This window comes from Kitasatospora sp. NPDC086009 (genome assembly GCF_044540385.1).
Lineage (GTDB): Bacteria > Actinomycetota > Actinomycetes > Streptomycetales > Streptomycetaceae > Kitasatospora.
This window is the reverse complement of the sequence record NZ_JBITSA010000005.1, coordinates 287,566-309,976: the sequence shown is the minus strand read 5'-3', so window position 1 is coordinate 309,976 and position 22,411 is coordinate 287,566. Positions and strand designations below refer to the sequence as shown.

Below are 22,411 nucleotides of genomic sequence, written 5' to 3'. Positions count from 1 at the left end.
CCCGGAGCCGTCTGTCGTGTGGTGGCGGACGGTCCAACGAGTCGATCATGTGATGGTTGCGCCGTCCGGGGCGGTGTTCCGGGATCCGGCGGCGCGTTCGGTGATCCGGCGCGCCATCCCGCCGAAGACGATGGCGTGGAACGGTGCCACCGACCACCAGTACGCGTGCCCGGCCAGCCCGTGCGGGTGGAACAGTGCCCGCTGCCGGTAGCGGCTGCCGCCGAGGCCGTCCGGGGTGACGGACAGCTCCAGCCAGGCCAGTCCGGGCAGCCGCATCTCGGCGCGCAGCCGCAGCAGCCGCCCGGCCTCGATCTCCTCCACCCGCCAGAAGTCCAGCGAGTCGCCGACCCGTAGCCGGGCCGGGTCGCGCCGGCCCCGGCGCAGGCCGACGCCGCCGGCCAGCCGGTCGAGCCGGCCGCGCAGTGCCCAGGCGAGCGGGAAGGAGTACCAGCCGTTCTCGCCGCCGATGCCCTCCACCACCCGCCAGAGCGCGTCCGGCGGGGCGCCCACGTCGCGCTCCCGGACGTCCTGGTAGAGGCTGCCGCCGGCCCAGTCCGGGTCGGTGGGCAGCGGGTCGCTCGGCGCGCCGGGCAGGGTGGCGGAGGACCACCGGGTGGCCACTTCGGCGTCCCTGATCCGCCGCAGTGCCAGCCGGACCGCCTCGTCGAAGCCGGTCGGGCCCCCGGGTGGGTCGGGCACGTACTCGGCCAGGTCGTGCTCGCCGCGGACCACCTCGTGCCGCAGCGACTCCACCAGCGGGCGGGCGAGCGAGTTGGGGACGGGCGTCACCAGGCCGACCCAGTGGCTGGAGAGCCGGGGGGTGAGCACCGGCACCGGGACGATCAGCCGGCGCGGCAGCTCGGCGACGGCGGCGTAGCGCATCATCATCTCGCGGTAGGTCAGGACGTCCGGGCCGCCGATGTCGAAGGCCCGGTCCACCTCCGGCGGCAGCCGGGCCGCCGCGGTGAGGTAGTACAGGACGTCCCGGACGGCGATCGGCTGGATCCTGGTGTCGACCCAGTTCGGGGTCACCATCACGGGCAGCCGCTCGGTGAGGTAGCGCAGCATCTCGAACGAGGCCGAACCGGATCCGATGATCACCGCGGCCCGGAGTTCGGCGGTCGGCACCCCGCTCGCCCGCAGCCGGCGGCCGACCTCGGCACGCGAGCGCAGGTGCGGGGACAGCTCGGCGGCCGGCACCCCGGCGGGGTTGATACCGCCGAGGTAGACGATCCGGCGGACCCCCTCCCGGGCCGCCGCCTCGCCGAAGGCCCGGGCGGCGGCCCGGTCGGTCGCCTCGAAGTCACGGCCGGTGCCCAGCGAGTGGACCAGGTAGTAGGCGACGTCGATGCCGGCGAAGGCCCCGGTCAGCGACTCCGGCCGGGTGACGTCCCCGGCGGTGGCCTCGACCGAGGCCCGCCAGGGGTGGTCGCGCAGCCGGCCCGGGTCGCGGACCAGGCAGCGGACGGAGTGCCCGGCGGCCAGCAGCTCGGGGACGAGCCGGCCGCCGATGTAGCCGGTGGCGCCCGTGACCAGGCAGCGCAGCGGGGCGTCGGGGGTGCTCGGTCCGGCCATGGTGCCTCCCAGAAAGCCGCGTCAGGGGTGCGGGGCTCGGCGCGGCGGCGCCGGCGGGCGGGCCGCACGCGCCCTCCGCCAGCTTCGCCGCCCGCCGTCCGGGCCGCCACAGCACCGGCCCGGCACCCGCCCGCGCGGGCCGCCGTCCGGAGCGGGCCGGGCTCGACGGCCGGGCGAGCGGAGCGCACCGCCGTACGCTGTGAGGGGAGCGTCGGACGGCGGTGCCGTTGGTCCCGGGATGTCAGCCCCTTCGGCCCCTGGCCGGGGGCGCGGCCGGGAGGGATGCTCCAGATATCCGGCCGGACGGCGGTCGTCCGGCCGACATCGCTCGTGGACGAGGTGACCGGCGTGCTGCATGCCACCGTCGAATCAGTGATGACCAGTCCCGTGGTGCGGGTCGCGCCCGAGACCGGGTTCCGGGAGATCGTCGCCGTGCTGACCGAGTACGACATCACGGGTGTCCCGGTGGTGGACCCCGACGGGCGGCCCCTCGGCATCGTCTCCGAGGCGGACCTGCTGCTCACCCTGGCCGCTCAGGAGGACCCGGGCAGCCTGGTGCCGCCGCCCGAGCTGACCCGGACGGGGCCGGGCGGGGCCGTCACCGCCGCGGACCTGATGACCGGCCCCGCCGTCTGCGTCACCCCCGGCACCAGTGTGGTGGCGGCCGCGCGGCTGATGAGCCGGCACGGGGTGAAGCGACTGCCCGTGCTGGACGAGGACGGCCGGGTGTTCGGCATGGTCAGCCGGGGCGACCTGCTGCGCGTCTTCCTGCGCGAGGACCGGGTGATCCGCCGCGAGATCGTCGAGGAGGTGCTCGGCCGGATCGAGGGCGTGAGCCCGGCGGAGGTGGGCGTGGAGGTCGACCAGGGCCGGGTGGTGCTCAGCGGCAGCGTGCCGGCGCCGCACCTGGTGCCGATCGTGCTGAGCCTCTGCCGCTCGGTGGACGGCGTGGTGTCGGTGACGGACCGCCTCGGCAGCAGCGACGAGGCCGCCGTCGTCGGCTGACTCCGGCCTGGGCCGGCGCCGCTGTCCCGTGGCGTCCCGTCGCGGCCCGCCGTCCTGACCACGGACTCGGAGCGTCCGCTTCGCATACTGCGGAGAGTATCGGGTAAGTCACTCCTTGTGTGCGGCGGCAGCGGGCCGCCGAACGCGCCGGGTGACCCGGGAGGCGGCCGTGGCAGTCGTGTTCGACGCGGATTTCACTTCGACCAGGCAGTGGGTGGCGGGCCGCAGCAGCGCCTATCCCCGGATGGGGCCGACCAACCGGGGCGATCACAAGCTGGACTTCCTGAGCCGCTCCTACTGCCCCGGTGGCGTGTTCGCCGCCGTCCGGCGGCACGGCGGCGACCTGTGGACGTGCAGCCTGCTCACCACCGAGGGCAGCCCGGAGGCGTTCCAGGTCCGCACCGGCGACGTGCTCACGGCGCGGGTCACGCTCCCCGTCGAGACGGGCGCCTGGCCGGCCATCTGGACCTGGCGGGACGGCGGCAACGAGGTGGACGTCTTCGAGTACCACCCCGACCATCCGGACCTGCTGGAGGTCTCGAACCACGTTCGCGGCGGCTCCCGGTACTGGCACGGCGCCGACGCCGGGATAGCCCCCGGCGCCACCTTCGACCTGCGGGCGGTGCTGGGCGCGCGCTCGGTGGACTGGTTCGTCGGCGACACGCTCGTGCACGCGGACCGGCGCGGGGTCGGGCCGGACTTCCACGCCTACCTGATCGTCAACCTCTCGGTGGCGGACGGCACGTACCACGACCGGCCCCCGGCCACGGGTCCGGACCGGCTGAGCTGGACCTGCCACAGCCTGCGGATAGAGCGCTGACGAAGGCCGCGCGGCTGCCCCCGGGTCGGAGCCGTCGGCCCGGGGGCAGCGCGGTTCACCGGTCCGGCGGGAACGTCGCCGTGATCAGGCCGCGCGGGCCGGTGCGCTGGAACCAGACCACCCGGCGGTACGGGCCGATGTGGGCGGGGTGCGTCACGTACAGGTCGTCGCGCGGGGCGCCTTCGTTGCCGGGGGCGAGGGCGGCGTCGACGGCCTGGTCGGCGATGGTGGCCAGCAGCGCGTGCGCCGTGGCGGCGGCCGCTTCCGGGGCGATGGCGAGCGCGGTGAGCTCCGCCCAGAGCCGGCTGGAGACGTAGAAGATCGGCGAGTGGCGCAGGGCCGGATGCAGGCGTCGGTCCTCGTAGCGGCGGAGCACCCCGGCCGCGACGAGCCGCTCGCGGTCGTCGGCCGGCGGGTGGTGGTCCATGGGCCGCAACGCTACCCCGACGGGCACGATCGGCGCGTCGCGAGCGTTTCTCAGACAATCCTCAGGTCCGCCGGAGCACCTGCGGGCGCAGGATGGTGATGAGGCGCCGATCACCTCGATGAGCCCTGCGGGGCCGGAGGAGGAGGCCGTGATGGGGCACTGGAACGGTCCGCGCCACGGGCACGGCCACGGTCACGTGCTGGGCGGCTGGGGCTACGGCCTGCTGGCCCTCCTCCTGCTGCTGGTCCTGGCGGTCCTCGTCCTGGCGGCCGTCGCGCTGGTCCGCCACCTGTCGCGGACCTCGCGGGGCGCGCGGCCGGTGCCGCCGGGCCCGTGGGCCGCGACCGGGCCGGCCGGGCCGCCGCGCCGGGCGGTCTCGCCGACGGCCGAGCAGCTGCTCGCCGAGCGGTTCGCGCGCGGCGAGATCGACACGGAGGAGTACCGGCACCGCCTGGACGTCCTGCGGGACGCCGGCGGACCGGGTGAGGCCGCCGCCGGGGAGCCGCCCGGCGGCGGATGACGCCGCGGGGCCCCGCCGACGGCGCGGCGGGGCCCTGACCTGCCGGGGGGCGGGTGCTGCTACTCGACGACGAGCTCCACCGGGATGTTGCCCCGGGTGGCGCGGGAGTAGGGGCAGACCTCGTGCGCCTGCTTGACCAGGAGTTCGCCGCCCTCGCCGGCCAGCGCGTCCGGCAGCTCGACCCGCAGGACGACCGCGAGGCCGAAGCCGGCGCCGTCCTTGCCGATCGAGACCTCGGCCGTGACCGAGACCTCGCTGGTGTCGACGCGGGCCTGTCGGCCGACCAGGCCCAGCGCGCTGGCGAAGCACGCCGCGTAGCCGGCCGCGAACAGCTGCTCGGGGTTGGTGCCCTGGCCGCTGCCGCCGAGGGCGGGCGGCATCGCCAGCGCGAGGTCCAGCTGTCCGTCGGAGCTGACGGCGCGGCCCTCTCGGCCGTTCGCGGTGGCCACAGCGGTGTAGATCGCGTCCATGGGTCTGGTCCCTTTCGTCCTGCGTCCGTACTGCTTCTGTCCCCGGCGGCCGGTGGGGCCGCCTTCCAGGTACAAGTAGAGCACGCAATTCAATTGCGCACAACTCAATGGTGCGCACGGCCGCTATCATGGAGTCATGGCAACACCCCCCGAGATCGCCGCCGCCGACCCGCCGTCCGTCGACGCCCTGCCCGTCCACGCCGTTTCTGTCGATGCCGCTTCCGTCGATGCCGCCCGCTCCGGTGCGCCCGTCGCGGACCTGCTCCACGGCGAGCAGCCGCTCCGCGACGAGGACCTGCTCCGGCTCGACCAGCAGATCTGCTTCTCGCTGAACGCCGCCTCGCGCGCGTTCGGCGGCGTCTACCGCGTCCTGCTCAAGGACCTGGGGCTCACCTACCCCCAGTACCTGGTCATGCTGGTGCTCTGGGAGCACCGCGAGTTGCCCGTGAAGCGGATCGGCGAGCACCTGCGCCTGGACTCCGGGACCCTCTCGCCGCTGCTCAAGCGGCTGGAGGCGGCCGGCCTGGTCCGCCGGGAGCGCAGCCCCGAGGACGAGCGCTCCGTCACCGTCAGCCTCACCGACGCCGGGCGCGAGCTGCGCGACCGCGCCGGGCAGGTGCCGCGCAGGCTGCTCGCCGCCACCGGCCTGCCGGTCGAGGACCTCGCCGACCTGCGAGCCCTGCTCAACCGGGTGACCGGCGCGCTCGACTCCGCGCTCCTGGCCGACAGCGCCGAAGGCTGACGCCGACGGCGCCGAAGGCTGACCGGCCGGGCCCGCCGGTGCGGCGGCGTCCAGTCGGTGGCGGCGGGCATACTGGATCCCTCGTGAACGAACCCGGGGGGGAACGTGGAGGGTCCGGCACCCGCGTCGCGGCAGGGCCGCGCGTGGAGCGACGAGGAGACCGGGCGGCTTGTCGACGGCGTTCGGGAGGGTTTCGACCTGTCCGAACTGGCCGGGCGGCACGGCCGGACGACCGGGGCCATCGGCGCCCGGCTGGCCCGCCTCGTGCCCGAGGCCGAGCTGGTCGAGGACAGTCCGGCTTCCGGCGGCGGACCGGCCTCCGGTGTCGCGCTGGTCGGGAGCGCTGAGCTGGAGTGGCTCCGAGCGCGCCTGGCCGCCGACCCGGACTATCCGTGGCGGAGCGTGTTCGACGCGCGCCGCCGTCCCCCACGCGGGCTGCGCCGGCGACGGGCCGCCGGTCACGCTCCGGCGGCCACCCCCGGGGAGCCTGCCCCGGCCGGGCCCACGCGCGGCGAGCCCGCCGCCGGGCCGCAGTGGTCGGCCCGCCTCGATGACGTGCGGGCCGAGTGGGAGCGGACGATCGGGCACCAGCTGCGGGCCGAGCGCCGGGCGGAGTTCGTCGCGCGTCCGGTCGTGGCGGACCTGGCGGTCGTAGCCGCACCGCTGCGGCAGGCGGCCGCCCGACGGCTGTGGGAGGGCGAGGCGCGTCTGCTGCTGGACGACTGGCTCCTGGAGTGCCTCTGCCCCGGGGCGTCGAGGCTGACGACCGACTGGGCGCCGATCGCCGAGCGCGACCCCGACACGGTGCTGCTGCTCCGCGAGCTGGCCGCCGCCGCGGCGGCGGAGATACCCGCTGGGCGGAGCCGCGAGATTGTTTGCCGCCGCCTCGGGCTGCACGACGGACCGGCCGAGTCGTTGGCGGCGGTGGGCGAGGCGTTCGGGATCTCGCGGGAGCGGGTCCGCCAGCTCCAGGTGAAGGCGGTGCGCGGCATGGCGAGCACCGCCGCGCCGGCGACCCGGAGCCTGCGGACCCTGCTCGCCGGGCTGAGCCGGGTCGATGATCCACCGTGCCCCGACGGTTCGCCCGACGGCTCGCCCGACGGTTCGCCCGCCGGGGACGGGCCGGATCCGCTGGACGGCTCCCGGACCGCCGGTGCAGCGGTGGCGGACCCCCCGGCGTCGGCCCGACTGCTCGACCTCGCGGAGGTGCTGCTGCCGGCGGTCCCGGTGCGGCAGGCCGCGCTGGTGATCGCCCAACTGGCCGGTGCTCGGAAGCTGCGCGCGGAGAACCTGGCGGCCGAGGCCGTGACCGTGCGCGCCCTTCGCCACGACGCCGCGCGTCGCGAACTGTCACGGCAGGGGCGGATCGAACGCGCCGCCCGACGCTGGGCCGCACTGGAGGCCGAAGTCAGCTGGTTCGGGGCGCCCCAGCCCGCCCCGCCGCGCGGGGAGCTGGCGGCCCTGCGGGACACGGCCGGGGAGGACGGGCGCTCCGGGTCCTGGCACTGCCCCAAGCTGGGCCGCGAGGTCGCCTACGAGTCGGAGACCGAGTGGCGGGTCGTCCAACTGCTCAGCTTCGCCCCGCAGATCGCGTACTACCAGGAACAGCCCCTGGCCATCGGCTACGACTTCGACGGTCGCCGGCGCACCTACTACCCGGACCTCCTCGTGGCCACCACCGACGGGCGCTGCGTCCTGATCGAGGTCAAACCGGTCTACGAGATGGCGACCGCCGTCAACGTCGCCAAGTACCGTGCGGTGGAGGCACTCTGCCGGGCCCGCGGGTGGGGTCTGGTGGCCACCGACGGCTGGAGGACCCGCAGACTCCTGGAGGACCGCCCGGTCGACGGCCGGTTGGAGGCCGCGCTGGACGAAGCGCTGGCGAGGGGCGGCGAACTGACCTGGCATCAGGTCAGGGCTGCCGCAGGGGCCCTGCCACTGAAGTCGCTGGACCTCGCCGCGCTGGTGCTCCGGCGCGGCTGGGCCTGGCGCACCCACCCCTACCGGCTGCGGGGCCGCGCGCCGGCGAGCGTTCCCGCCCCGCTGTCGGATCCGACTCCGGCATCGGATTTCATTCCGGTGTCCGCCCCCGCCCCGGACGCCCCCGCCCCGGACGCCCCCGCCCCGGACACCTCCGCGCCTCCGTCGCCGTCGCCGGGGACGGAGTCGATCCCCCTCTTTCCGGAGGTGTCCCCACAGCCGAGGGTCGTGCCCTCCCCGGCGGAGGTCGAGGCGGCCCGAACGGCGGCAGGCGGCTGGACCCGGGCCCAGCTCGCCGCCTGGGGAGTGGCCTGGCCGGCCCCGAAGGGGTGGAAGCAGCGCCTGGCGCAGGAATGGGCGGCCGGTAGGTAGCACCGGTGCGGTCCCCCGTGCGCCCGGGGCGGCGCGCCGGGTCCGCCCGGGTCCGCCCGGGCGGGTACGCCGGACCTCGTGGCCCCGGTGCCGGCAGTCGGCGGTACCGGCGCCATGGCACGGGCCCGGCCGCCTCGCCGGAGCCGGTCCACCGGCGAGGCGGCTGCGGCACGCCGACACCCGCGCCACCGTGGCGGTGGTACCCGGCACGGTGGTACGAGCCGACGGTGCGGGCCGGGGGGCGGGTGCTACCCGGCGGCCCGTGCGCTCACGCGGTCCGCTCGTTCAGGCAGATGATGTTCCCTTCGCTGTCCTTGAACCAGGCCGCGCGCATGCCCTCGGCCTCCACGACGCCGTCGACGGTCTTCAGACCCGGCATGTCGTACTCCTCGAAGGTGACCCCGCGGCCGCGCAGCGTCGCCATCTCGCCGTCGAGGTCGGGGACCTTAAAGCTGGCCAGCGTGTGCGCGGCCTGCCCGGCGCTCGGCGTCTCGTACATGCCGAACTCCGTGCCGCCGCACTCGAAGCTGACGTCCTGCTCGTTCTCATCGGTGAGCTTCAGGCCGAGGGTGTCGGTGTAGAAGCGCTTCGCCCGGGCGAGATCCGCCGCCGGGATGATGGCCACCATCGGTGCGTCTCCAAGCATTGCCATCGCCTCCTCCCTCCAGGCTAGATACGCCGGGGCCGATCTGCCCAGGGCCGGCGGCGCCGGAAGCCCGGTGTGCCCGGAGGGTGGCGGGCCGCTACCGCGCGGGCGGTGAGCGGCCGGGCGCGCCGCGTCACCAGGCGTGCGGCACCCGTTCCAGGACGCCTCCGGCGAAGAGGTCGTAGAGCGGCAGGGTCTCCAGGTGCACATAGCCGATGTGGCAGTCGCAGACCGGCAACGGGCAGGGCCGGGAGCGCAGTTGGCGCCGGTACGAGCCGTCGTAGAGGTTGCCCAGAACACCCCGGACGAAGTGGCAGCGGCGGACGGTGCCGTCGCCGTCCACCGAGAGCACGGACTCCCCGGTGCGGCAGGGGCGGCCGGCGCTGGGGTGGGGGTGCCGGCTGTAGCCGAAGTGCGGGTCGAGCGCCGTCCAGTCGGCGGCCTCGGCGTCGCTGTAGGTGAGCCCCTCGGCGGCGTTGATCCAGAGGTAGACCGCCGGGTCCAGCGCGGCGCGGAGCCGGCGGGCCTCCCCGAGGTGCCCGGGTTGGCCGACCACGCCGACGCTGTACCGCACACCGAGCGCGTCGAGCTCGCGGCACTTGGCGAGGAACCGCCGGTGGTCGACCTGTCCGGGGTGGTACGTCACCCAGAGGGCCAGCGTGTCGGGGTCGGCCTCGGCGAGCCAGCCGGTTCGGCAGCTGAGGTTGGTCTGGATCGCCACCCGGCGCACGTGCGGCAGCCGGCTCAGCTCGACCAGCGCCCGCCGGTACCAGGACCGCACCAGGCCCTCGCCCCAGGGCGTGAAGAGCACGGACAGCGTGTCGCCGGTACCGGCCCGTCCGGCGGCCCAGCCGGTGAACCGCTCCAGCGCCGCCCGGTCGGCCCGCAACTGCTCCGGCGTGTCACGCCGCTTGGCGAACGGGCAGTACGGGCAGTCGTAGTCGCAGGAGGACAGCGGGCCCCGGTAGAGCAGGGTGAGGTCGACCCCGCCGTCGTCCGGCGCGGGCCGGGAGGCCGCCGCGGGTACGACGTCGGGGCCGGACCGGGCGTCGCCGGTGGCCGGCCGGGGCGCGGGCATGCCGAGGAAGGTCATTTCGCCTCGTACTCGGCCATCAGCCGGTGGACCTCGGGCGAGAACAGCATCGGACCGGCCGCGTCCGAGTGCGCCAGCCCCTCCGGCGAGAGCATCAGGCGCAGCTCGTCCTGCGCCAGCCAGCCCCGGGCCTCGAACGCGGCCAGCTCGGCCGGGAAGTCCTCGTTGGGCGTGCTGCCGAACCGGGCGCGGTAGTCCGCCAGCGGCATGCCCTCGGCCTGGAGCAGCGACTGGACGAGGTGCCGCCGGCGGGCCTCCTCCGGCGTCATGTACCGACCGACCTCGGCGTGCCGGAAGTCGGTGGTGGCCACGTAGTCGTCGATGATGCCGCGCACCTCGGTGGCGTTCACCGCGTAGTCGAAGGAGTAGTGCAGCCGCGAGGTGTAGGAGCGGGCCCCGCAGCCGAGGCCGACCATGCCGTCGGTCTGGCAGGCGTACTCGCCGCTCCCGGCCTGCGGGGAGGCGGCGCGGCGGAACATCCGCATCGACACCTGCTGGTAGCCCCGGGCGAGCAGGTGGTCCCGGCCGGCCCGGTAGAGCGCGAGCCGGCGGGCGTCCCAGGCGGCCGGGCTCTCCTGCTCGCCGCGCCGGGCCAGGCCGGTCAGCGGCCGGACGTACAGCGGGTAGAGGTACAGCTCCTCGGGCTCCCAGGCCAGCGCGGCGTCCAGCGAGCGCAGCCAGCCGGTCTCGGTCTGGCTGTCGATGCCGTAGATGAGGTCGATGTTGAGGACGGGGAACCCGGCGGCGCGGATCCGCCCCAGGGCGGCCTCGACCTCCGCGCGCTTCTGCGGGCGGACGGCGGAGCGGGCCTCCTCGTCGAGGAACGACTGCACGCCCAGGCTCAGCCGGGTGGCGCCGCGGGCGGCCAGCACCTCCAGGCGGTCGGCCGTGGCGGTGGCGGGGGAGGCCTCGACGGAGAGCGGGACCGCCCGCAGGTCGACGCCCGTCCGCCGCTCGGCGATGTCGCAGAGCCGCTCCAGCTCGCCGGCGGTGAGGTAGGTGGGCGTGCCGCCGCCGAACGCCGCCAGCGCGAACCGGGCGCCGTCGTCCAGGGCCTCGCGGACGGTGGCGGCCTGGCGGTCGAGCGCGTCCAGATAGGCGGTGGTCAGCCCTTCGGGGCTGCCGATCCGGGTGAACAGGTTGCAGAAGCCGCAGCGGACCTCGCAGAACGGGATGTGCAGGTAGAGCGAGAGCGCGTGCTGCGGCTCGCCGGCCCACAGCTCGCGTAGCGCGGGACGCTCCGGCAGCCGCCGGTAGGCGGTCTTGTGCGGGTAGGCGTAGACGTACGACCGGTAGGGCGAATCGGTCGTCGGGGCCGCGGCCGTGGTCATGCGGTCTCCTCGGCGGTGGCGGTGGCGGTGGCGGTGGCGGTGGCGGTGGCAGTGGCAGTGGCAGTGGCGGTGGCTGTCGGGCGGGTGGCTGCGGTCGGGGCGGGTGCCGGGCGGGCCGGGAGGGTGAAGTGCGCGTACGGCACCGTCCAGACCACCTCGTGGCCGATCCGGTGGCCGGTGTATCCGTCCTCGCCGTACGCCGTTCCGTGGTCGGAGCAGACGATCGCGAAGCACGGCCGGCGGGCGCTCATCGCGGCGAAGAGCCGGCCGATGTGGGCGTCCACGTACTCCAGGGCGGCGGCGTGGCTCTCCCGGGAGTCCCCGTCCTCGCGGGTGCCGCCCGGCAGGTGGAACCAGTTGGGCTGGTGCAGCGCCGAGACGTTGAGGAACAGGAACAGCGGCTGCCCGGCCGGCTGTTCGGCGGCGACCTGCTCGGCCCTGGTGACCTGCGCCTCGAAGGAGGTGGGGGAGGGGACGCCCATCTCCGGCGACCAGTGGCTCTCCTGGAACAGCCCGGGCAGCACCGAGCCGAGCGGGCCCTGCTTGTTGAAGAAGCCGACGCCGCCGATGCAGACCGTCCGGTACCCGTGCCCGGCGAGCGCGCCCGGCAGGTCGGGCGCGTCGAACACCCAGGTGCGCGGAGCGGTGCTCTCCGACCCGGCGAAGCGGGCGGCGAACAGCCGCGGGTACGGACCGCCCGGAGCGGCGGGGGTGGGCAGGAATCCGGCCAGGATCGCCTGGTGCGCGGCGTAGGTGAAGCTGCCCGGGGAGTGTCGGCGCTCCCAGCGGCCACCGGGGAGGACGGCGGCGAGGTGCGGGATCCGCCCGGCCGCGGCCAGCTCCTCGGCGACGTCGAACCGCAGGGTGTCCAGGGTGACGAGGAGCAGGTCGTGGGTGCCCACGACGGCGTTCATGTCGGGCGCGGCGGCGGCCGCCGGCGGTGTCGGCGGCGCGGCCGGCGCGGGCGCCCGGTGGTCGTGCTGGTGGTTCATCGCGTGGGTTCCATCGGTTCCGTCGTCGGTGCGTCGTTCCTGGGCCCGGGCCGGTGGCCCGGGTGTCGTAGCGCGGAGATCTGGGCGGCGTAGGTGTCCAGGCCCTCGGCCGGGCCGCCGGGCAGGCCGGTCAGGTTCGGCAGGAGGTCGCCGAAGGCGTTCACCTCGCCGACCACGGCCCGGCGCCACCCGGCGGTGGGCAGGACGTCGACGCCGACCATCGGTGAACCGGGGAAGCAGGCCGCCGCCCGCTCGGCCGTCTCCAGCAGGCCCGGCCAGGCGCGGCCGGCGGCTTGCTGCGCCACGGCGAGGCTGCCGCGGGCGCCGCCGAGGTGGAGGTTGGTCATCGGCTGTGCGCTGGTGCGCACCACCACGTGGGTGGCCCGCCCGGCGATCACCACCACCCTGAGGTCGGCCGAGCGGCCCGCCTGGGCGGCCTTCGGGATCCACTGCTCGACGTGCAGCCCGTCCGGTGCCAGGCGGTCGACCAGCTCGGCCGCCTCACGCTCGTCCCGGTAGCGGCGGACCCGCAGCGAATTGTGCAGCTGCCCGCCGGCCAGCTCGACCGAGGTGGTGGCGAGCACCTGCCCGCGCGGGCCGAACTCCAGCGCCACCACGCCGGACGCGGAGGAGCCGTGCGCGGGTTTGACGAAGACCCGCCGCAGCCCGGCGGCCCGCAGCCGCTCCCGGAGGTCCGCCCAGCCGGTGATCCCGGCGCCGTCGAGCGCGCGCGGCACCGGCACCCCGGCGCCCGCCAGCAGTGCGTGCGCCCGCCGTTTGTCGAACATCACGGCGATCTCCTCAGGATCGCCGAGCAGCCGCACCCCCGGCACCCGGGCCACCGCGCGCAGGGCGGCCACCACCCCCGTGTACCAGGCCGCGCCGCCCTCCACCCTGGTCGGCGCGTACGAGGGGCCGAGGGCCGGGCCGCGCAGCAGCTCGTCCACGGCCGGGTCCTCGCCGGGCGACTCGATCCGCAGCAGGCTTCCCGCGGGCACGACGAACCGGCCGCGCAGGACGTCGATCCAGGGCAGCACGACCGGCTCGGGCAGGCCGGCCGCACGGGCGGCGGCGGCGAACAGCGCCACCCGCCGGTGCCCGGGATTGCCGAGGACGGCCAGCGGCGCGTCCTCCCCGGCACCGGCCGGTCGGAGCGCCTGAGGCCTGGGCGCCTGCGGGGTGGCCGCCAAGCGGGAGGCCGGCTGCGGGGAGGCCGTCTGGGGGGTGCTCATCCGGACCGCGCCGGGCTACTCGGCGACCGCGACGTAGCGGTCCTCGGGGTCGTCCTCGTACTCCGCCTCGGCCTCGTCGAGGTCGAGCTCCACCCCCGGCAGGGCTTCGCGCAGCCGCTGCCGGAGCTCCTCGGAGAGGTAGTGGTGGTGCAGGTCGAGCAGCCGAAGATGGGTCAGCGGCTGGCCCTCCAGCAGGGCGGCGGCGCCCTCGTCGGACAGCACGCCCATCGAGAGGTCGAGCACCTCCAACTGCGCCACGACCGGCGCGTGCGCGACGGCGGCGGCGATCTCGTCCTGGTACTCGCTGTTGGCCAGGGCGAGGTGGCGCAGGGCCGGGAGCCGGGCGCCGTCGAGGAGGGGCGCCAGGTCGTCCACGGTCGAGTCGCCGCCGTACTCGTCCACCCCGAGCCAGAGCTCCAGCCGCTCCAGGGCGGGCAGTTCGGAGCCGGCCACGGCCCGCACCACCGTGCCGGGCAGCCCGCCGGCCTCGAACCGCAGGGCCTTCAGCCGGTCGTGCCGGAACGGCGCGAGCGCCAGCCCGCCGCCACCGCGCACCACCAGCTCGGTGAGCCGGGGGAAGGCCGCCGCCACCAGGGTGACGTCGGACATCTCCAGCCAGGAGATCTCGCACTCCTCGGACGTCACATCGGCGACGAAGAGCGCTTCGAGGGCGGGGAGCCGCCCGGCGTCACCGACGACCCGGGCCAGGGCGTCGGTCACCGGCCCGTAGCCGTCCGTCCACCAGGGGCCGATCAGCAGCGCCCGGACCTCGTCCGGGTCCACCGTGTCGAGGAAGGTGTTCCAGAGCGCGTCGAAGCCGGTGCCCGCGCCGTAGGGCACGGCGAGCCGCCACGCGGCGGCGCCCGGCGCCGGCCGGTCGCCCGTGGCACCGGCCTCGCCGGAGAACTCCACCACGGGGAGCCCGTGGAACTCCCGCTGGTGCTGGTAGGCGTGCATACGGTCCCCTGTGCTGCGTGCGCTGCCGGTGAGCGGCAGGTGGTGAGTGGTGGGCGGCGAGCGGCGAGCGGTGAAGGTGTGGGCGGGGCGGTGCCCGGCTATTCGGCGACCGCGACGTAGCGCCACCGGTCGTCCGGGCTCCCGGCCTCGGAGAGGTCGACGGCCACCCCGGGCAGGGCCTCCCGGAGCCGTTCCTGGAGCGCGTCGGTGAGGTAGTGGTGGTGCAGGTCGAGGGCCCGCAGATGGGTGAGCGGCTGGCCCTCCAGCAGGGCGGTGGCGCCCTGGTCGGTCAGGACGCCCATCGAGAGGTTGAGCGAGTCGAGCCGGGCGACGATCGGGGCGTGCGCGACGGCGGCGGCGATCTCGTCCTGGATCTCGCTGTTCTGCAGGCCGAGGTGGCGCAGCGCCGGGAACCGGGCGCCGTCGAGGAAGGGCGCCAGGTCGTCGAGGGAGGAGTCGCCGCCGTAGTTCTCGACCCCGAGCCAGAACTCCAGCCGCTCCAACGCGGGGAAGTCGCTGGACGCGACCGCCCGCAGCACCGCGGCGGGCAGACCGCCCGACTCGAACCGCAGGGCCTTCAGGTGCTCGTGACGCAGCGCCTGGAGGGCGATCCCGTCGTCCTCGACCATGGAGCCCGCGGCGCCGCGCACCACCAGCTCGTCGAGCAGCGGGTACGTCGTCAGCACCGGCGTCACGTCGACCATGTTGATCCAGGAGATCTCGTTCTCCTCGTACGTGATGTCGCCGATGAACAGGGCGCGCAGGGCCGGCAGCCGGTCGGCGGCGGCGAGGATCGCGGCCAGCGGCCCGGTGAAGCTCTCCGGCCCGTCGGAGGACCACTCGCCGACCACCACGGCGGTGACCCGCTCGGTGTCGACCGCGTCGAGGAACTGCTGCCAGCGCTCGACGAACGACGTGGGCGAGTCGAACTCGATGCCGACCTTCCAGGCGACCGCCGCCGCCTCGGGCAGGCCGGTGCCGTCCTCGACCGCCTGGACGAAGTCGAGGACCGGGAGGCCGTGGAACTCTTCGATGTGCTTGCCGACCGTCATGCGCTGCTCCTCCGGAATGCGGGCCGAACAACTGTCTACCAGCCGGGTCCGACAAACCGGTCGCCGGGGCGGACCCGGGCGCGTTTGTCGGACCCCTGTTCTACGTTTCGGACCGTGAGATTCCGACGCCCGTCGGGACGGTCAGGGAGGACTGATGTATCGCCAGGGTGACGTGCTGATCGTGCCGACGGCGGAGGCCGCGGTGCCCCCGCGGGTGGCGGCGCTGGCCGCGCAGCCGCGGGACGCGCGGGGCCGGCTGGTGCTGGCGCTCGGCGAGGTCACCGGCCACGCGCACGCTGTGGTCGGCCCGGGGGAGCTGCGCCGGGAGGCCGGGCCGTTCGGCGCCGCCTGGCTGCACCTGCCCGAGGGCGGTCGGGTGGTGCACGAGGAGCACGCCGCGATACCGCTGCCCAAGGGCTGGTACCGGGTGGTGCGCCAGCGCGAGTACGTGCCGGGCGCGGTGCGCGTCGTCGCGGACTGACGAGGTCCGGGCGGGCGGGGCCCGCGGGCGGCGAGGCGGGCCGGGGGCCGGCGGCTCCCGGGGTGGTGGCGGTGGACGGAACGAGTGGGTCGGCCGGGCACGGGCCCGGCCGGGACAGGAGCAGGTGATGGTGACGGAGCAGACGGTCGGGCCGGCCGAGGTGACGGCCCGCTGGCGGGCGTGCGCGGCGGCCACCGGGGCGGCCGACCGCGTCGCGGTCGAGCGCGCGGTGCGGGCCGCCTACCGGGCGGCCGGGCTGGCCGAGCCGGCCGAGGTCCGCTGGTTCGGCTCGCCGCCGGCGGCGGCGCAGGCGGCCCTGGAGCTGCGGGCCGCCGGCGCGGTGAGCGTCCGCGAGGCCGTGCGGACGCTGCCCTGGGAGGCCGCCAGGCGGCGGGCCGTGGAGCGGGTCGGGCCGGCCGGGTGGGCGCCGCTCTGGTCCCTGACCGGTGGTGAGATCGGCCCGGTGACCAACGCGCTGGCCGGGCGGATCCGCGACGCGGTGCTCGACCGGCTCGCCCCCGAGCCCGACCTCGACGAGGTCGACCAGCCCGAGGCCGACGTGGCCCGCGCCCGTCGCACCGCCGTCCGGCTGGCGCTGCTGGACGCCGTCCGGGGCCAGCACGACGCGCCGTGGTTCGCCGCCTTCGAGGCGGCCGGCGTGCTCGCCGGTGCACCGGCGGAGCGGGCCGGGATCGACGCGCCGGCCGGGATCGACGCGCTGGCCGAGGTCGCGGGCGAGGCCGGCTGGTGGTGGCCGTACGAGGGCGTGGCCCTGGTCAGCGAGCGGCCGGTCGCGCTGCACCGCGATGAGGCGGGCCGGCTCGACCGGGCCGACGGCCCGGCCCTGGGCTTCGCCGACGGCTTCGCCCTGCACGCCTGGCGCGGCATGCCCGTCCCGGCCGACTTCCTGTCCGGCCTCGGCGGCGTCACGGTCGAGCGGATCCGGACGGAGGAGAACGCCGAGCTGCGCCGCGTCCTGCTGGAGCACTACGGCTACGAGCGGTACCTGGCGGACTCCGGCGCCGAGCCGCTGCACCGCGACGAGACCGGTGTGCTCTGGCGGATCCAACTCCCGGACGACGAGGCGGTGGTGATGGTCGAGGTGGTCAACTCCACCGCCGAGCCGGACGGGACCTTCCGCACCTACTGGCTGCGGGTCCCGCCGAGCACCCGCACGGCCCGGGCCGGGGTCGCCTGGACCTTCGGCATACCCGAGGCGGAGTACCACCCCCGGCGCGAGACCTGAGCGGTCGCCTGCCCGGTCCGGGCGGGCCGGGCGGCTGTGACAGGGTGAAGCCATGGCGACGAACGACGAGCACCCGGCCGGTCCCCGCGCGGGCCGCCTCGAACCGTGGTCGGACACCGACCAGGTCCACGGCGATCTCCACGGCGATCTCCGTGCGGCGAAGGCGCTCGTCTACGACCCCTGCGGGTTCACCTGCACCCGGCCGGTCCCCGAGGCCGAGAGCGCCGACTACGCCGCCCACGCCTTCACCCTGGACGGCCGCCCGGTCCGCTTCCGCGCGGCCAGGACGACCCCCACCAAGGCCGGCCAGTTCGTCACGGTCTGGAAGCGGTCCCCGGGCGGGCCGATCCAGCCCTTCGACGCCACCGACCCCGTCGACCTCTTCGTCATCGGCACCCGCGACGGTCGCCACGCCGGCCAGTTCGTCCTGCCCATGGACGCCCTCCGCCGGCACGGTGTCGTCGCGGTGGGCGGTTCCGGCGGGAAGCGGGCCTTCCGCGTCTACCCGCCCTGGGTGACCCCCACCAACCGGCAGGCCGGCAGCGCGCAGGCGTGGCAGCTGGAGCACTTCCTGCACCTGCCCGAGGGCGGCCCCGTCGACCTCGCCCGGGCCCGGGAGCTCTACCGGCGGTAGCGACGGCCGGCTGCCCGACCGCCGGCCGCCCCCGACGGCCGGTCACTCGGCGGGGCTCGTCCGGTGGAAGGCGGCGGCGTTGCGCCGGGCCCAGTCGGCGAAGGTGCCGGCGGGGCGGCCGAGCAGGCGTTCCACGTCCGGGCTGACCTGCCGTTCGGCGTCGGTCGGCGCGCCGAGGATGTCGAGCGTGCCGTCGGCCACGTGCTCCGGCATGAAGGCCAGGAGGTGCGCCCGGGCGGCCTCGCGGCTCAGCTCGACGAAGGCGAGCGGTGCGCCGGTCGCCTCCCCGAGGGCGGCGGCCTGCTCGCGCGGGGAGACCGGCGCGGGCCCGGTCAGCACGTACGTCCGGCCGTGGTGCCGCCCGGAGCCGCGCAGCACGACGGCCGCCACGGCGGCGAGGTCCGCCGGGTCCACGGTCGGCAGGGCCACATCGCCGAACGGTGCCGGCACCGTCCCGCCGGTGCGGACCGGCTCCGCCCAGGCGAAGGCGTTGGAGTGGAAGCCGCTCGGCCGCAGGATCGTCCAGTCGAGCCCGGACTCCCGGACGGCCTGCTCGAAGGCCCCCAGCCGGGCGTGCGAGGGCGGCACCGGCCGGGTGCCCAGGATCTGGGAGGAGAGCAGCACCACGTGCCGCACACCCGCGGACCTGGCCACGTCGACCAGCGCGGCCGGGCTCTCACCGCCCGTCAGCAGCTCGCCGGAGAGGAGGAGGAACAGCGCCTCGGCGCCGTCCAGGGCGGTCCGCAGGCTCTCCGCGTCCGCGAGGTCGGCGCGGTGGTGCCGCACGCCGTCCGGCAGGGTGGCGTCCGCCGGCCGCCGGGACACCGCCGTCACCTGCTCGCCCGCCGCCGCCAGCGCCTGCACCAGCGGTCGTCCGACCTTGCCCGTCGCACCCGTCACCACGATCATGTCCGTCCCCGTCCTTCGTACTTCGTTGTCGTCAATTCCCCCTGCTCACAGGGGAGTTACGGCCACTTGAGGGGATCCCTCGGTGGCGACAGGACGACGCTAACAGCCTGCGTACAGTAGGTACCTAGAGGAAAGTGACCCGGCTCGGAGGGGGCGGCATGAGCGAGATGGCCTGGGCGGCGGACGGAACGACCGATCCGGTGCGGGCGTGCCCGATCGGCCCGGTGGTCGACCTCGTGTTCAGCCGCTGGACCACCCCGGTGCTGTGGACGCTCCATGCGCACGGCCGCCAGCGCTACGTCGAACTGCAGCGGCGGGTGGCGGACATCAGCCCCAAGGTGCTCACCCAGCGGCTGCGCCAGCTGGAACGCGACGGGCTGGTCCGGCGGACGTACCACGCCGAAGTGCCGCCCCGCGTCGAATACGAGATCACCGAACTCGGTGACAGTCTCGCCCCGCTCTTCGCCACCCTCGCCGACTGGTCCGCCGCCAATCTGGACCGCGTCGCGCAGGCCCGCGAGGAGTACGACAGCGCGCCGCCCCGCTGATCCTCGGCGGCTCCGCCGGCGCCGCCATGGCGACCGCGAAGCGGGCCGACAGCACACCACCGCCCGCGCGGGGGGCGCGGGCGGTGGTGGCGGTCCGGGCAGTACCGGTACGGCCCGGTGCCGGGCGGTTCTCGGAGGGTCAGGAGATCTCGTTGCCGTTGAACGAGCCGACCACGTTGTCGCCACCGGTGTTGAAGATGTCGGCCCCGGCGAGCTGGTTGCCGGTGCCGATGACCGTGATGGTCGTGGTGGTCACCTCGGGGCCGTCGGCGAACGCCTGGGTCGGGACGGCGGCGGCGGCGCCGATGGCGGCCAGGAGGACGGCGACGGTGCGGACGGTACGGTACATGGCGTAACCCCTTCGTAGGCTAACTTGCTCTGCACACTAGGGACTCGGGGCGGGCACCGCCGGGGAATGTCACCCGGATGGTGCGCCTTGCGTGTCGCCCCCGGCCGGGGCCGCGACCGGACCGCGGCCCGGCCCGGGGCTTCGCCCAGAGCCCGGACCGCGGCCGCGGGCGGCGCCTACGGTGGGCTGCCTCCGGCAGGCCCCCACGGCCCCGCGCGCTACGAGGGCGCGGGGCGGTACACCGTCAGGGCGTTCGGCGCCTTGCCCAGCCGCAGGGCACCGGCCGCCGGCACACTCTCGCCGTCCACCGCGATCCGGTCGGCGTCGCCGAGCGAGTCGAGGCCCAGGCCGGTCAGCCGGGCCGAGTGGTAGACCCGCGAACGCGACAGCGTGCCGGAGAGGAAGGCCGCCGCCAGCCTGGTCCGGGCGAACGGGCTGCCGCCGTCCACCACGCGGATGTCCAGCAGGCCGTCGGCCAGGCCGGTCCGCCGGGTGGGGGCGAAGCCCGGCGGGTCATAGGCGCCGTTGCCCGCGAACAGCAGCCAGAGCCGCCGGCTGCGTCCGCCGGCCTCGACGGTGACCGGTTCGGCACTTCCCAGCGCCCGGGCGACGGCCACCGCCAGGGCCGGCCACTTGCCCAGCCGGCCCTCCAACGACTCGCGGAGCCGGACCAGTTCGGGATACACGCCGAGACTGAAGGTGTTCAGGAAGATCCGCCGCTCGGTGTCGTCGACGGCCAGGCCCAGGTCGACCCCGCAGGCGGAGCCGGCCTCCACGGCGCCCGCCGTCGCCTCCAGCGACTCGATCCCGAGGTCCAGCGCGAAGTGGTTGAGCGTGCCACCGGGGAAGACGGCCAGCGGCAGGTCGCGCTCGACCGCCAGGGAGGCGGCCAGGTTGACACTGCCGTCGCCGCCGCAGACCCCGAGCGCGCCGCCGTCCGCCGCCGCCCGGTCGGCCGCCTCGGCGAGCAGGGCGGGCAGGTCGTCGTCCGGTCCGCAGACCCGCACCTGCGCGCGCGGCAGCAGCGTGTGCAGGACGGCCGCGGTGTCCTCCGGGCCGTCGGCGAGCAACGCCCCGCTCCCCGAACCGCTGTTGACCACCACCGAGAGCCCGGCCCCCTCGGTCAGCGCCGGCGCCGGCCGGGGCGGCGGGCCGGCGAGCGGCGGCCGGTCGTTCGACCGGGGCCACCAGCGAAGCGTCAGGGCCGCCAGCCCCGAACCCAGCGCGAACCCGGCCAGCACGTCTCCGGGGTAGTGCGCGCCGGTGTAGATCCGGGACGCCCCGACGGCGGCCGCCACCGGCGCCACCACGACGCCCAGCAGCGGCGCCTCGATCGCCACGGCCGTCGCGAACGCGGCGGCCGAGGCGGAGTGGCCGGACGGGAAAGAACTCGTCACCGGCTGCCGCAGCAACTGCCGCACCACCGGCACCTGGTCCAGCAACGGGCGCGGACGGCGGGTCAGCTGCTTCGCGGCGATGTTGGCCACGGCCGAGGCCATCGCCAGCGATCCGACCCCGCGCAGCGCCGCCCGCCGCCCGGCCCGGCCGCCGACCGCCCCCAGCACGGCGGCCGTGCCCATCCAGAGCACCCCGTGGTCCGCGGCCCGGCTCAAGCGCCGTAGCCACGGCTGGGCATGGCGCAGGCGCGCCAGCGCCACTCGGTCGAACAAAGCACGGTCCACTGCGTCGAGTCGCCTCATCCGGCGAGCCTAGTCGGGCTCCCGCAGATCTGCGCGGCATTGAGTACGGGTACTCAGGCGTGCCGGGCCGCAACGGCGAACACTGGTGGCAGCTCACCCGCCCACCGGAGGACCCACCAGCCATGCTCAGCCGAACCGCCGCCCTCCTCGTCCCCGCCTTCGGCTCCCTGCGGGTGAGCGCCGACCCCGAGGCCGTGCTCGCACCCGGGAGCATCGTCGCCGCCAACCACACCTCGCTCGCCGACCCCGCGATCGTGTTCGCCGCCCTGCACCGCCTCGGCGCGCGACCGGTGGTGCTCGCGACGGTCGGCCTCTGGCGGGTCCCGCTGCTGGGGCGGCTGCTGCGCCACGAGGGGCACATCCCCGTCCACCGCGGCACCGAGCACGCCGCCGACGCCCTGGACCGGGCCGCCGACGCCCTCGCTGCCGGACACCTGGTCCTCATCTACGGTGAGGGCGGCCTGCCGCGCCGTTCCGACTCCGGCGAGCTGGCGCCCGGCCCGTTCCGCAGCGGCCTCGCCCGGCTGGCGGGGGCCACCGGCGCACCGGTGGTCCCGCTCGGCCAGGCGGGCGCCCGCCGCCTGAGCTCCGGCGGCGCGGTCAAGCAGCTCGCCGGCCTCACCACCGCCCCGGCGCGCCGCCCGGCCCTGCACGTCCACCTCGGCGCCCCACTGCACCTGGACGACGACCTCGCCACCGCGACCGCCACCGCCCACCGCGCCGTCACGGCCGCCTGGGCCACCGCCGCCCGCAACGCCGCCGCCTGACGGGGAGCCGCGGCGCACCACCGCGTCGACCGGCCTCTGCGTCGACCGGGCTCTGCGTCAACCGGCCTCTGCGTCGACCGGGCGACCCGAACGGGCCGGTCGGCCCCGGGACCGTAGCCGAGGAATCGGCCCGACGCCGGGCCGCAGCACCCGACCGCGGGGCCGTCGCCCCGCCCGGTGACCAGCCGCGCGGACCTGTTCGGCCCCCTCCCACCCCCCCGACCACCGGAGGGGGCCTCCTCGGCGACCAGCACCGGCGCACCCGCCGGGGCCCCACCCGCTGGCCCCCGCGACTGGGCCGAAGCCCTGCGACCCGGCCCGCCCGGCGCAGGTGGATCACCGCCACGCACTCCGTCGGCCGCCGGGGACACCGGGTGACTCCCCGTCCCGGCCCCGCGCGTCCGCCCCGGGCACCCTGCCGGGCCTGGGCGGCGATCCCGGCTCCGCGACCGCCGACGCTCTCGGGGCGGGGCGGCTCCGGTGTCGCCGATTCCTCCGCCGGCCCCTTCGACGAGGAGGCCGCCGGGCCGCGCCGGGACGGCCGGTGCTCCCCTCGGCAGCGG

At 76.0% G+C, this 22,411-nt stretch carries 23 protein-coding genes; 10 read left to right on the top strand and 13 right to left on the bottom strand.

What is annotated here, in order from left to right; all coding sequences use genetic code 11:
- Positions 1–45 precede the first annotated feature (45 nt).
- Positions 46–1,575, bottom strand: coding sequence for an SDR family oxidoreductase (locus ACIF6L_RS15835; protein WP_396487461.1), 1,530 nt, complete (start codon positions 1,573–1,575; stop codon positions 46–48).
- 282 nt (positions 1,576–1,857) lie between these two features.
- Between ACIF6L_RS15835 and ACIF6L_RS15830 the strand changes: the two genes are divergently transcribed.
- Together ACIF6L_RS15830 and ACIF6L_RS15825 are read left to right on the top strand one after the other, a co-directional pair.
- Positions 1,858–2,580 carry a CBS domain-containing protein gene (locus ACIF6L_RS15830; RefSeq protein ID WP_359834721.1) on the top strand — a complete coding sequence of 241 codons (723 nt, stop codon included), beginning with the start codon at positions 1,858–1,860 and terminating at the stop codon, positions 2,578–2,580.
- Positions 2,581–2,749: 169 nt separating this feature from the next.
- Positions 2,750–3,400: a beta-glucanase gene (locus ACIF6L_RS15825; RefSeq protein ID WP_359804655.1), complete on the top strand. Its 651-nt coding sequence runs from the start codon at positions 2,750–2,752 to the stop codon at positions 3,398–3,400.
- Between the two features lie 55 nt (positions 3,401–3,455).
- Here the strand turns inward: ACIF6L_RS15825 and ACIF6L_RS15820 are convergent, their stop codons facing one another.
- Complete coding sequence (locus ACIF6L_RS15820; protein ID WP_352290761.1) at positions 3,456–3,827, bottom strand: hypothetical protein; 372 nt, start codon at positions 3,825–3,827, stop codon at positions 3,456–3,458.
- A gap of 118 nt (positions 3,828–3,945) precedes the next feature.
- Here ACIF6L_RS15820 and ACIF6L_RS15815 point away from each other — a divergent pair, with 118 nt between their 5' ends.
- Positions 3,946–4,347 carry a hypothetical protein gene (locus ACIF6L_RS15815; RefSeq protein ID WP_396487458.1) on the top strand — a complete coding sequence of 134 codons (402 nt, stop codon included), beginning with the start codon at positions 3,946–3,948 and terminating at the stop codon, positions 4,345–4,347.
- Between the two features lie 59 nt (positions 4,348–4,406).
- Here the strand turns inward: ACIF6L_RS15815 and ACIF6L_RS15810 are convergent, their stop codons facing one another.
- The gene (locus ACIF6L_RS15810; RefSeq protein WP_352290759.1) at positions 4,407–4,817 is read right to left on the bottom strand and encodes an organic hydroperoxide resistance protein; all 411 of its coding nucleotides are present in this window, start codon (positions 4,815–4,817) and stop codon (positions 4,407–4,409) included.
- A 259-nt stretch (positions 4,818–5,076) separates the two neighbouring features.
- Between ACIF6L_RS15810 and ACIF6L_RS15805 the strand changes: the two genes are divergently transcribed.
- Complete coding sequence (locus ACIF6L_RS15805) at positions 5,077–5,559, top strand: MarR family winged helix-turn-helix transcriptional regulator (RefSeq protein WP_396487683.1); 483 nt, start codon at positions 5,077–5,079, stop codon at positions 5,557–5,559.
- A gap of 105 nt (positions 5,560–5,664) precedes the next feature.
- Entirely contained in the window at positions 5,665–7,911 is a 2,247-nt protein-coding gene (locus ACIF6L_RS15800; RefSeq protein WP_396487456.1) for a TnsA endonuclease N-terminal domain-containing protein, read from the top strand.
- Positions 7,912–8,179: 268 nt separating this feature from the next.
- Here the strand turns inward: ACIF6L_RS15800 and ACIF6L_RS15795 are convergent, their stop codons facing one another.
- The 7 genes from ACIF6L_RS15795 to ACIF6L_RS15765 form a co-directional block, all read right to left on the bottom strand.
- A complete protein-coding gene (locus tag ACIF6L_RS15795) occupies positions 8,180–8,563 on the bottom strand; it encodes a VOC family protein (protein ID WP_329491376.1) in 384 nt (127 codons plus the stop codon).
- Positions 8,564–8,690: 127 nt separating this feature from the next.
- A complete protein-coding gene (locus ACIF6L_RS15790) occupies positions 8,691–9,650 on the bottom strand; it encodes an STM4011 family radical SAM protein (RefSeq protein ID WP_396487453.1) in 960 nt (319 codons plus the stop codon).
- Entirely contained in the window at positions 9,647–10,981 is a 1,335-nt protein-coding gene (locus tag ACIF6L_RS15785; RefSeq protein WP_396487451.1) for an STM4012 family radical SAM protein, read from the bottom strand. Before ACIF6L_RS15785 ends, ACIF6L_RS15790 begins: the two co-directional genes overlap by 4 nt.
- Positions 10,978–11,895: an STM4013/SEN3800 family hydrolase gene (locus tag ACIF6L_RS15780; protein ID WP_396487681.1), complete on the bottom strand. Its 918-nt coding sequence runs from the start codon at positions 11,893–11,895 to the stop codon at positions 10,978–10,980. The genes ACIF6L_RS15785 and ACIF6L_RS15780 overlap by 4 nt, the downstream gene beginning before the upstream one ends.
- A gap of 74 nt (positions 11,896–11,969) precedes the next feature.
- Positions 11,970–13,205, bottom strand: a complete 1,236-nt coding sequence (locus ACIF6L_RS15775) for an STM4014 family protein (RefSeq protein ID WP_396487449.1) — start codon at positions 13,203–13,205, stop codon at positions 11,970–11,972.
- A gap of 15 nt (positions 13,206–13,220) precedes the next feature.
- A complete protein-coding gene (locus ACIF6L_RS15770; protein ID WP_396487447.1) occupies positions 13,221–14,162 on the bottom strand; it encodes an STM4015 family protein in 942 nt (313 codons plus the stop codon).
- A 98-nt stretch (positions 14,163–14,260) separates the two neighbouring features.
- Entirely contained in the window at positions 14,261–15,214 is a 954-nt protein-coding gene (locus tag ACIF6L_RS15765; protein ID WP_396487445.1) for an STM4015 family protein, read from the bottom strand.
- Positions 15,215–15,368: 154 nt separating this feature from the next.
- On the opposite strand from ACIF6L_RS15765, the gene ACIF6L_RS15760 reads away from it, so the two are divergent.
- The 3 genes from ACIF6L_RS15760 to ACIF6L_RS15750 all read left to right on the top strand — a co-directional run bounded on the left by ACIF6L_RS15760 (position 15,369) and on the right by ACIF6L_RS15750 (position 17,575).
- Complete coding sequence (locus ACIF6L_RS15760; protein ID WP_359834735.1) at positions 15,369–15,695, top strand: hypothetical protein; 327 nt, start codon at positions 15,369–15,371, stop codon at positions 15,693–15,695.
- Positions 15,696–15,822: 127 nt separating this feature from the next.
- Positions 15,823–16,941, top strand: a complete 1,119-nt coding sequence (locus ACIF6L_RS15755; protein ID WP_396487443.1) for a DUF6745 domain-containing protein — start codon at positions 15,823–15,825, stop codon at positions 16,939–16,941.
- A 52-nt stretch (positions 16,942–16,993) separates the two neighbouring features.
- A complete protein-coding gene (locus ACIF6L_RS15750) occupies positions 16,994–17,575 on the top strand; it encodes a MepB family protein (protein ID WP_396487441.1) in 582 nt (193 codons plus the stop codon).
- A 42-nt stretch (positions 17,576–17,617) separates the two neighbouring features.
- Here the strand turns inward: ACIF6L_RS15750 and ACIF6L_RS15745 are convergent, their stop codons facing one another.
- On the bottom strand, positions 17,618–18,484 hold the full coding sequence (locus ACIF6L_RS15745; RefSeq protein WP_396487440.1) for an SDR family oxidoreductase: 867 nt from the start codon (positions 18,482–18,484) through the stop codon (positions 17,618–17,620).
- 158 nt (positions 18,485–18,642) lie between these two features.
- On the opposite strand from ACIF6L_RS15745, the gene ACIF6L_RS15740 reads away from it, so the two are divergent.
- On the top strand, positions 18,643–19,032 hold the full coding sequence (locus ACIF6L_RS15740) for a helix-turn-helix domain-containing protein (RefSeq protein ID WP_329491386.1): 390 nt from the start codon (positions 18,643–18,645) through the stop codon (positions 19,030–19,032).
- Between the two features lie 139 nt (positions 19,033–19,171).
- Here ACIF6L_RS15740 and ACIF6L_RS15735 read toward each other — a convergent pair whose 3' ends face one another.
- Positions 19,172–19,381, bottom strand: a complete 210-nt coding sequence (locus tag ACIF6L_RS15735; RefSeq protein ID WP_359804680.1) for a hypothetical protein — start codon at positions 19,379–19,381, stop codon at positions 19,172–19,174.
- A gap of 218 nt (positions 19,382–19,599) precedes the next feature.
- The gene (locus ACIF6L_RS15730; protein WP_396487438.1) at positions 19,600–21,081 is read right to left on the bottom strand and encodes a bifunctional phosphatase PAP2/diacylglycerol kinase family protein; all 1,482 of its coding nucleotides are present in this window, start codon (positions 21,079–21,081) and stop codon (positions 19,600–19,602) included.
- Positions 21,082–21,203: 122 nt separating this feature from the next.
- Between ACIF6L_RS15730 and ACIF6L_RS15725 the strand changes: the two genes are divergently transcribed.
- Positions 21,204–21,848, top strand: coding sequence for a lysophospholipid acyltransferase family protein (locus tag ACIF6L_RS15725; protein WP_396487436.1), 645 nt, complete (start codon positions 21,204–21,206; stop codon positions 21,846–21,848).
- The last annotated feature ends 563 nt before the right edge of the window (positions 21,849–22,411 follow it).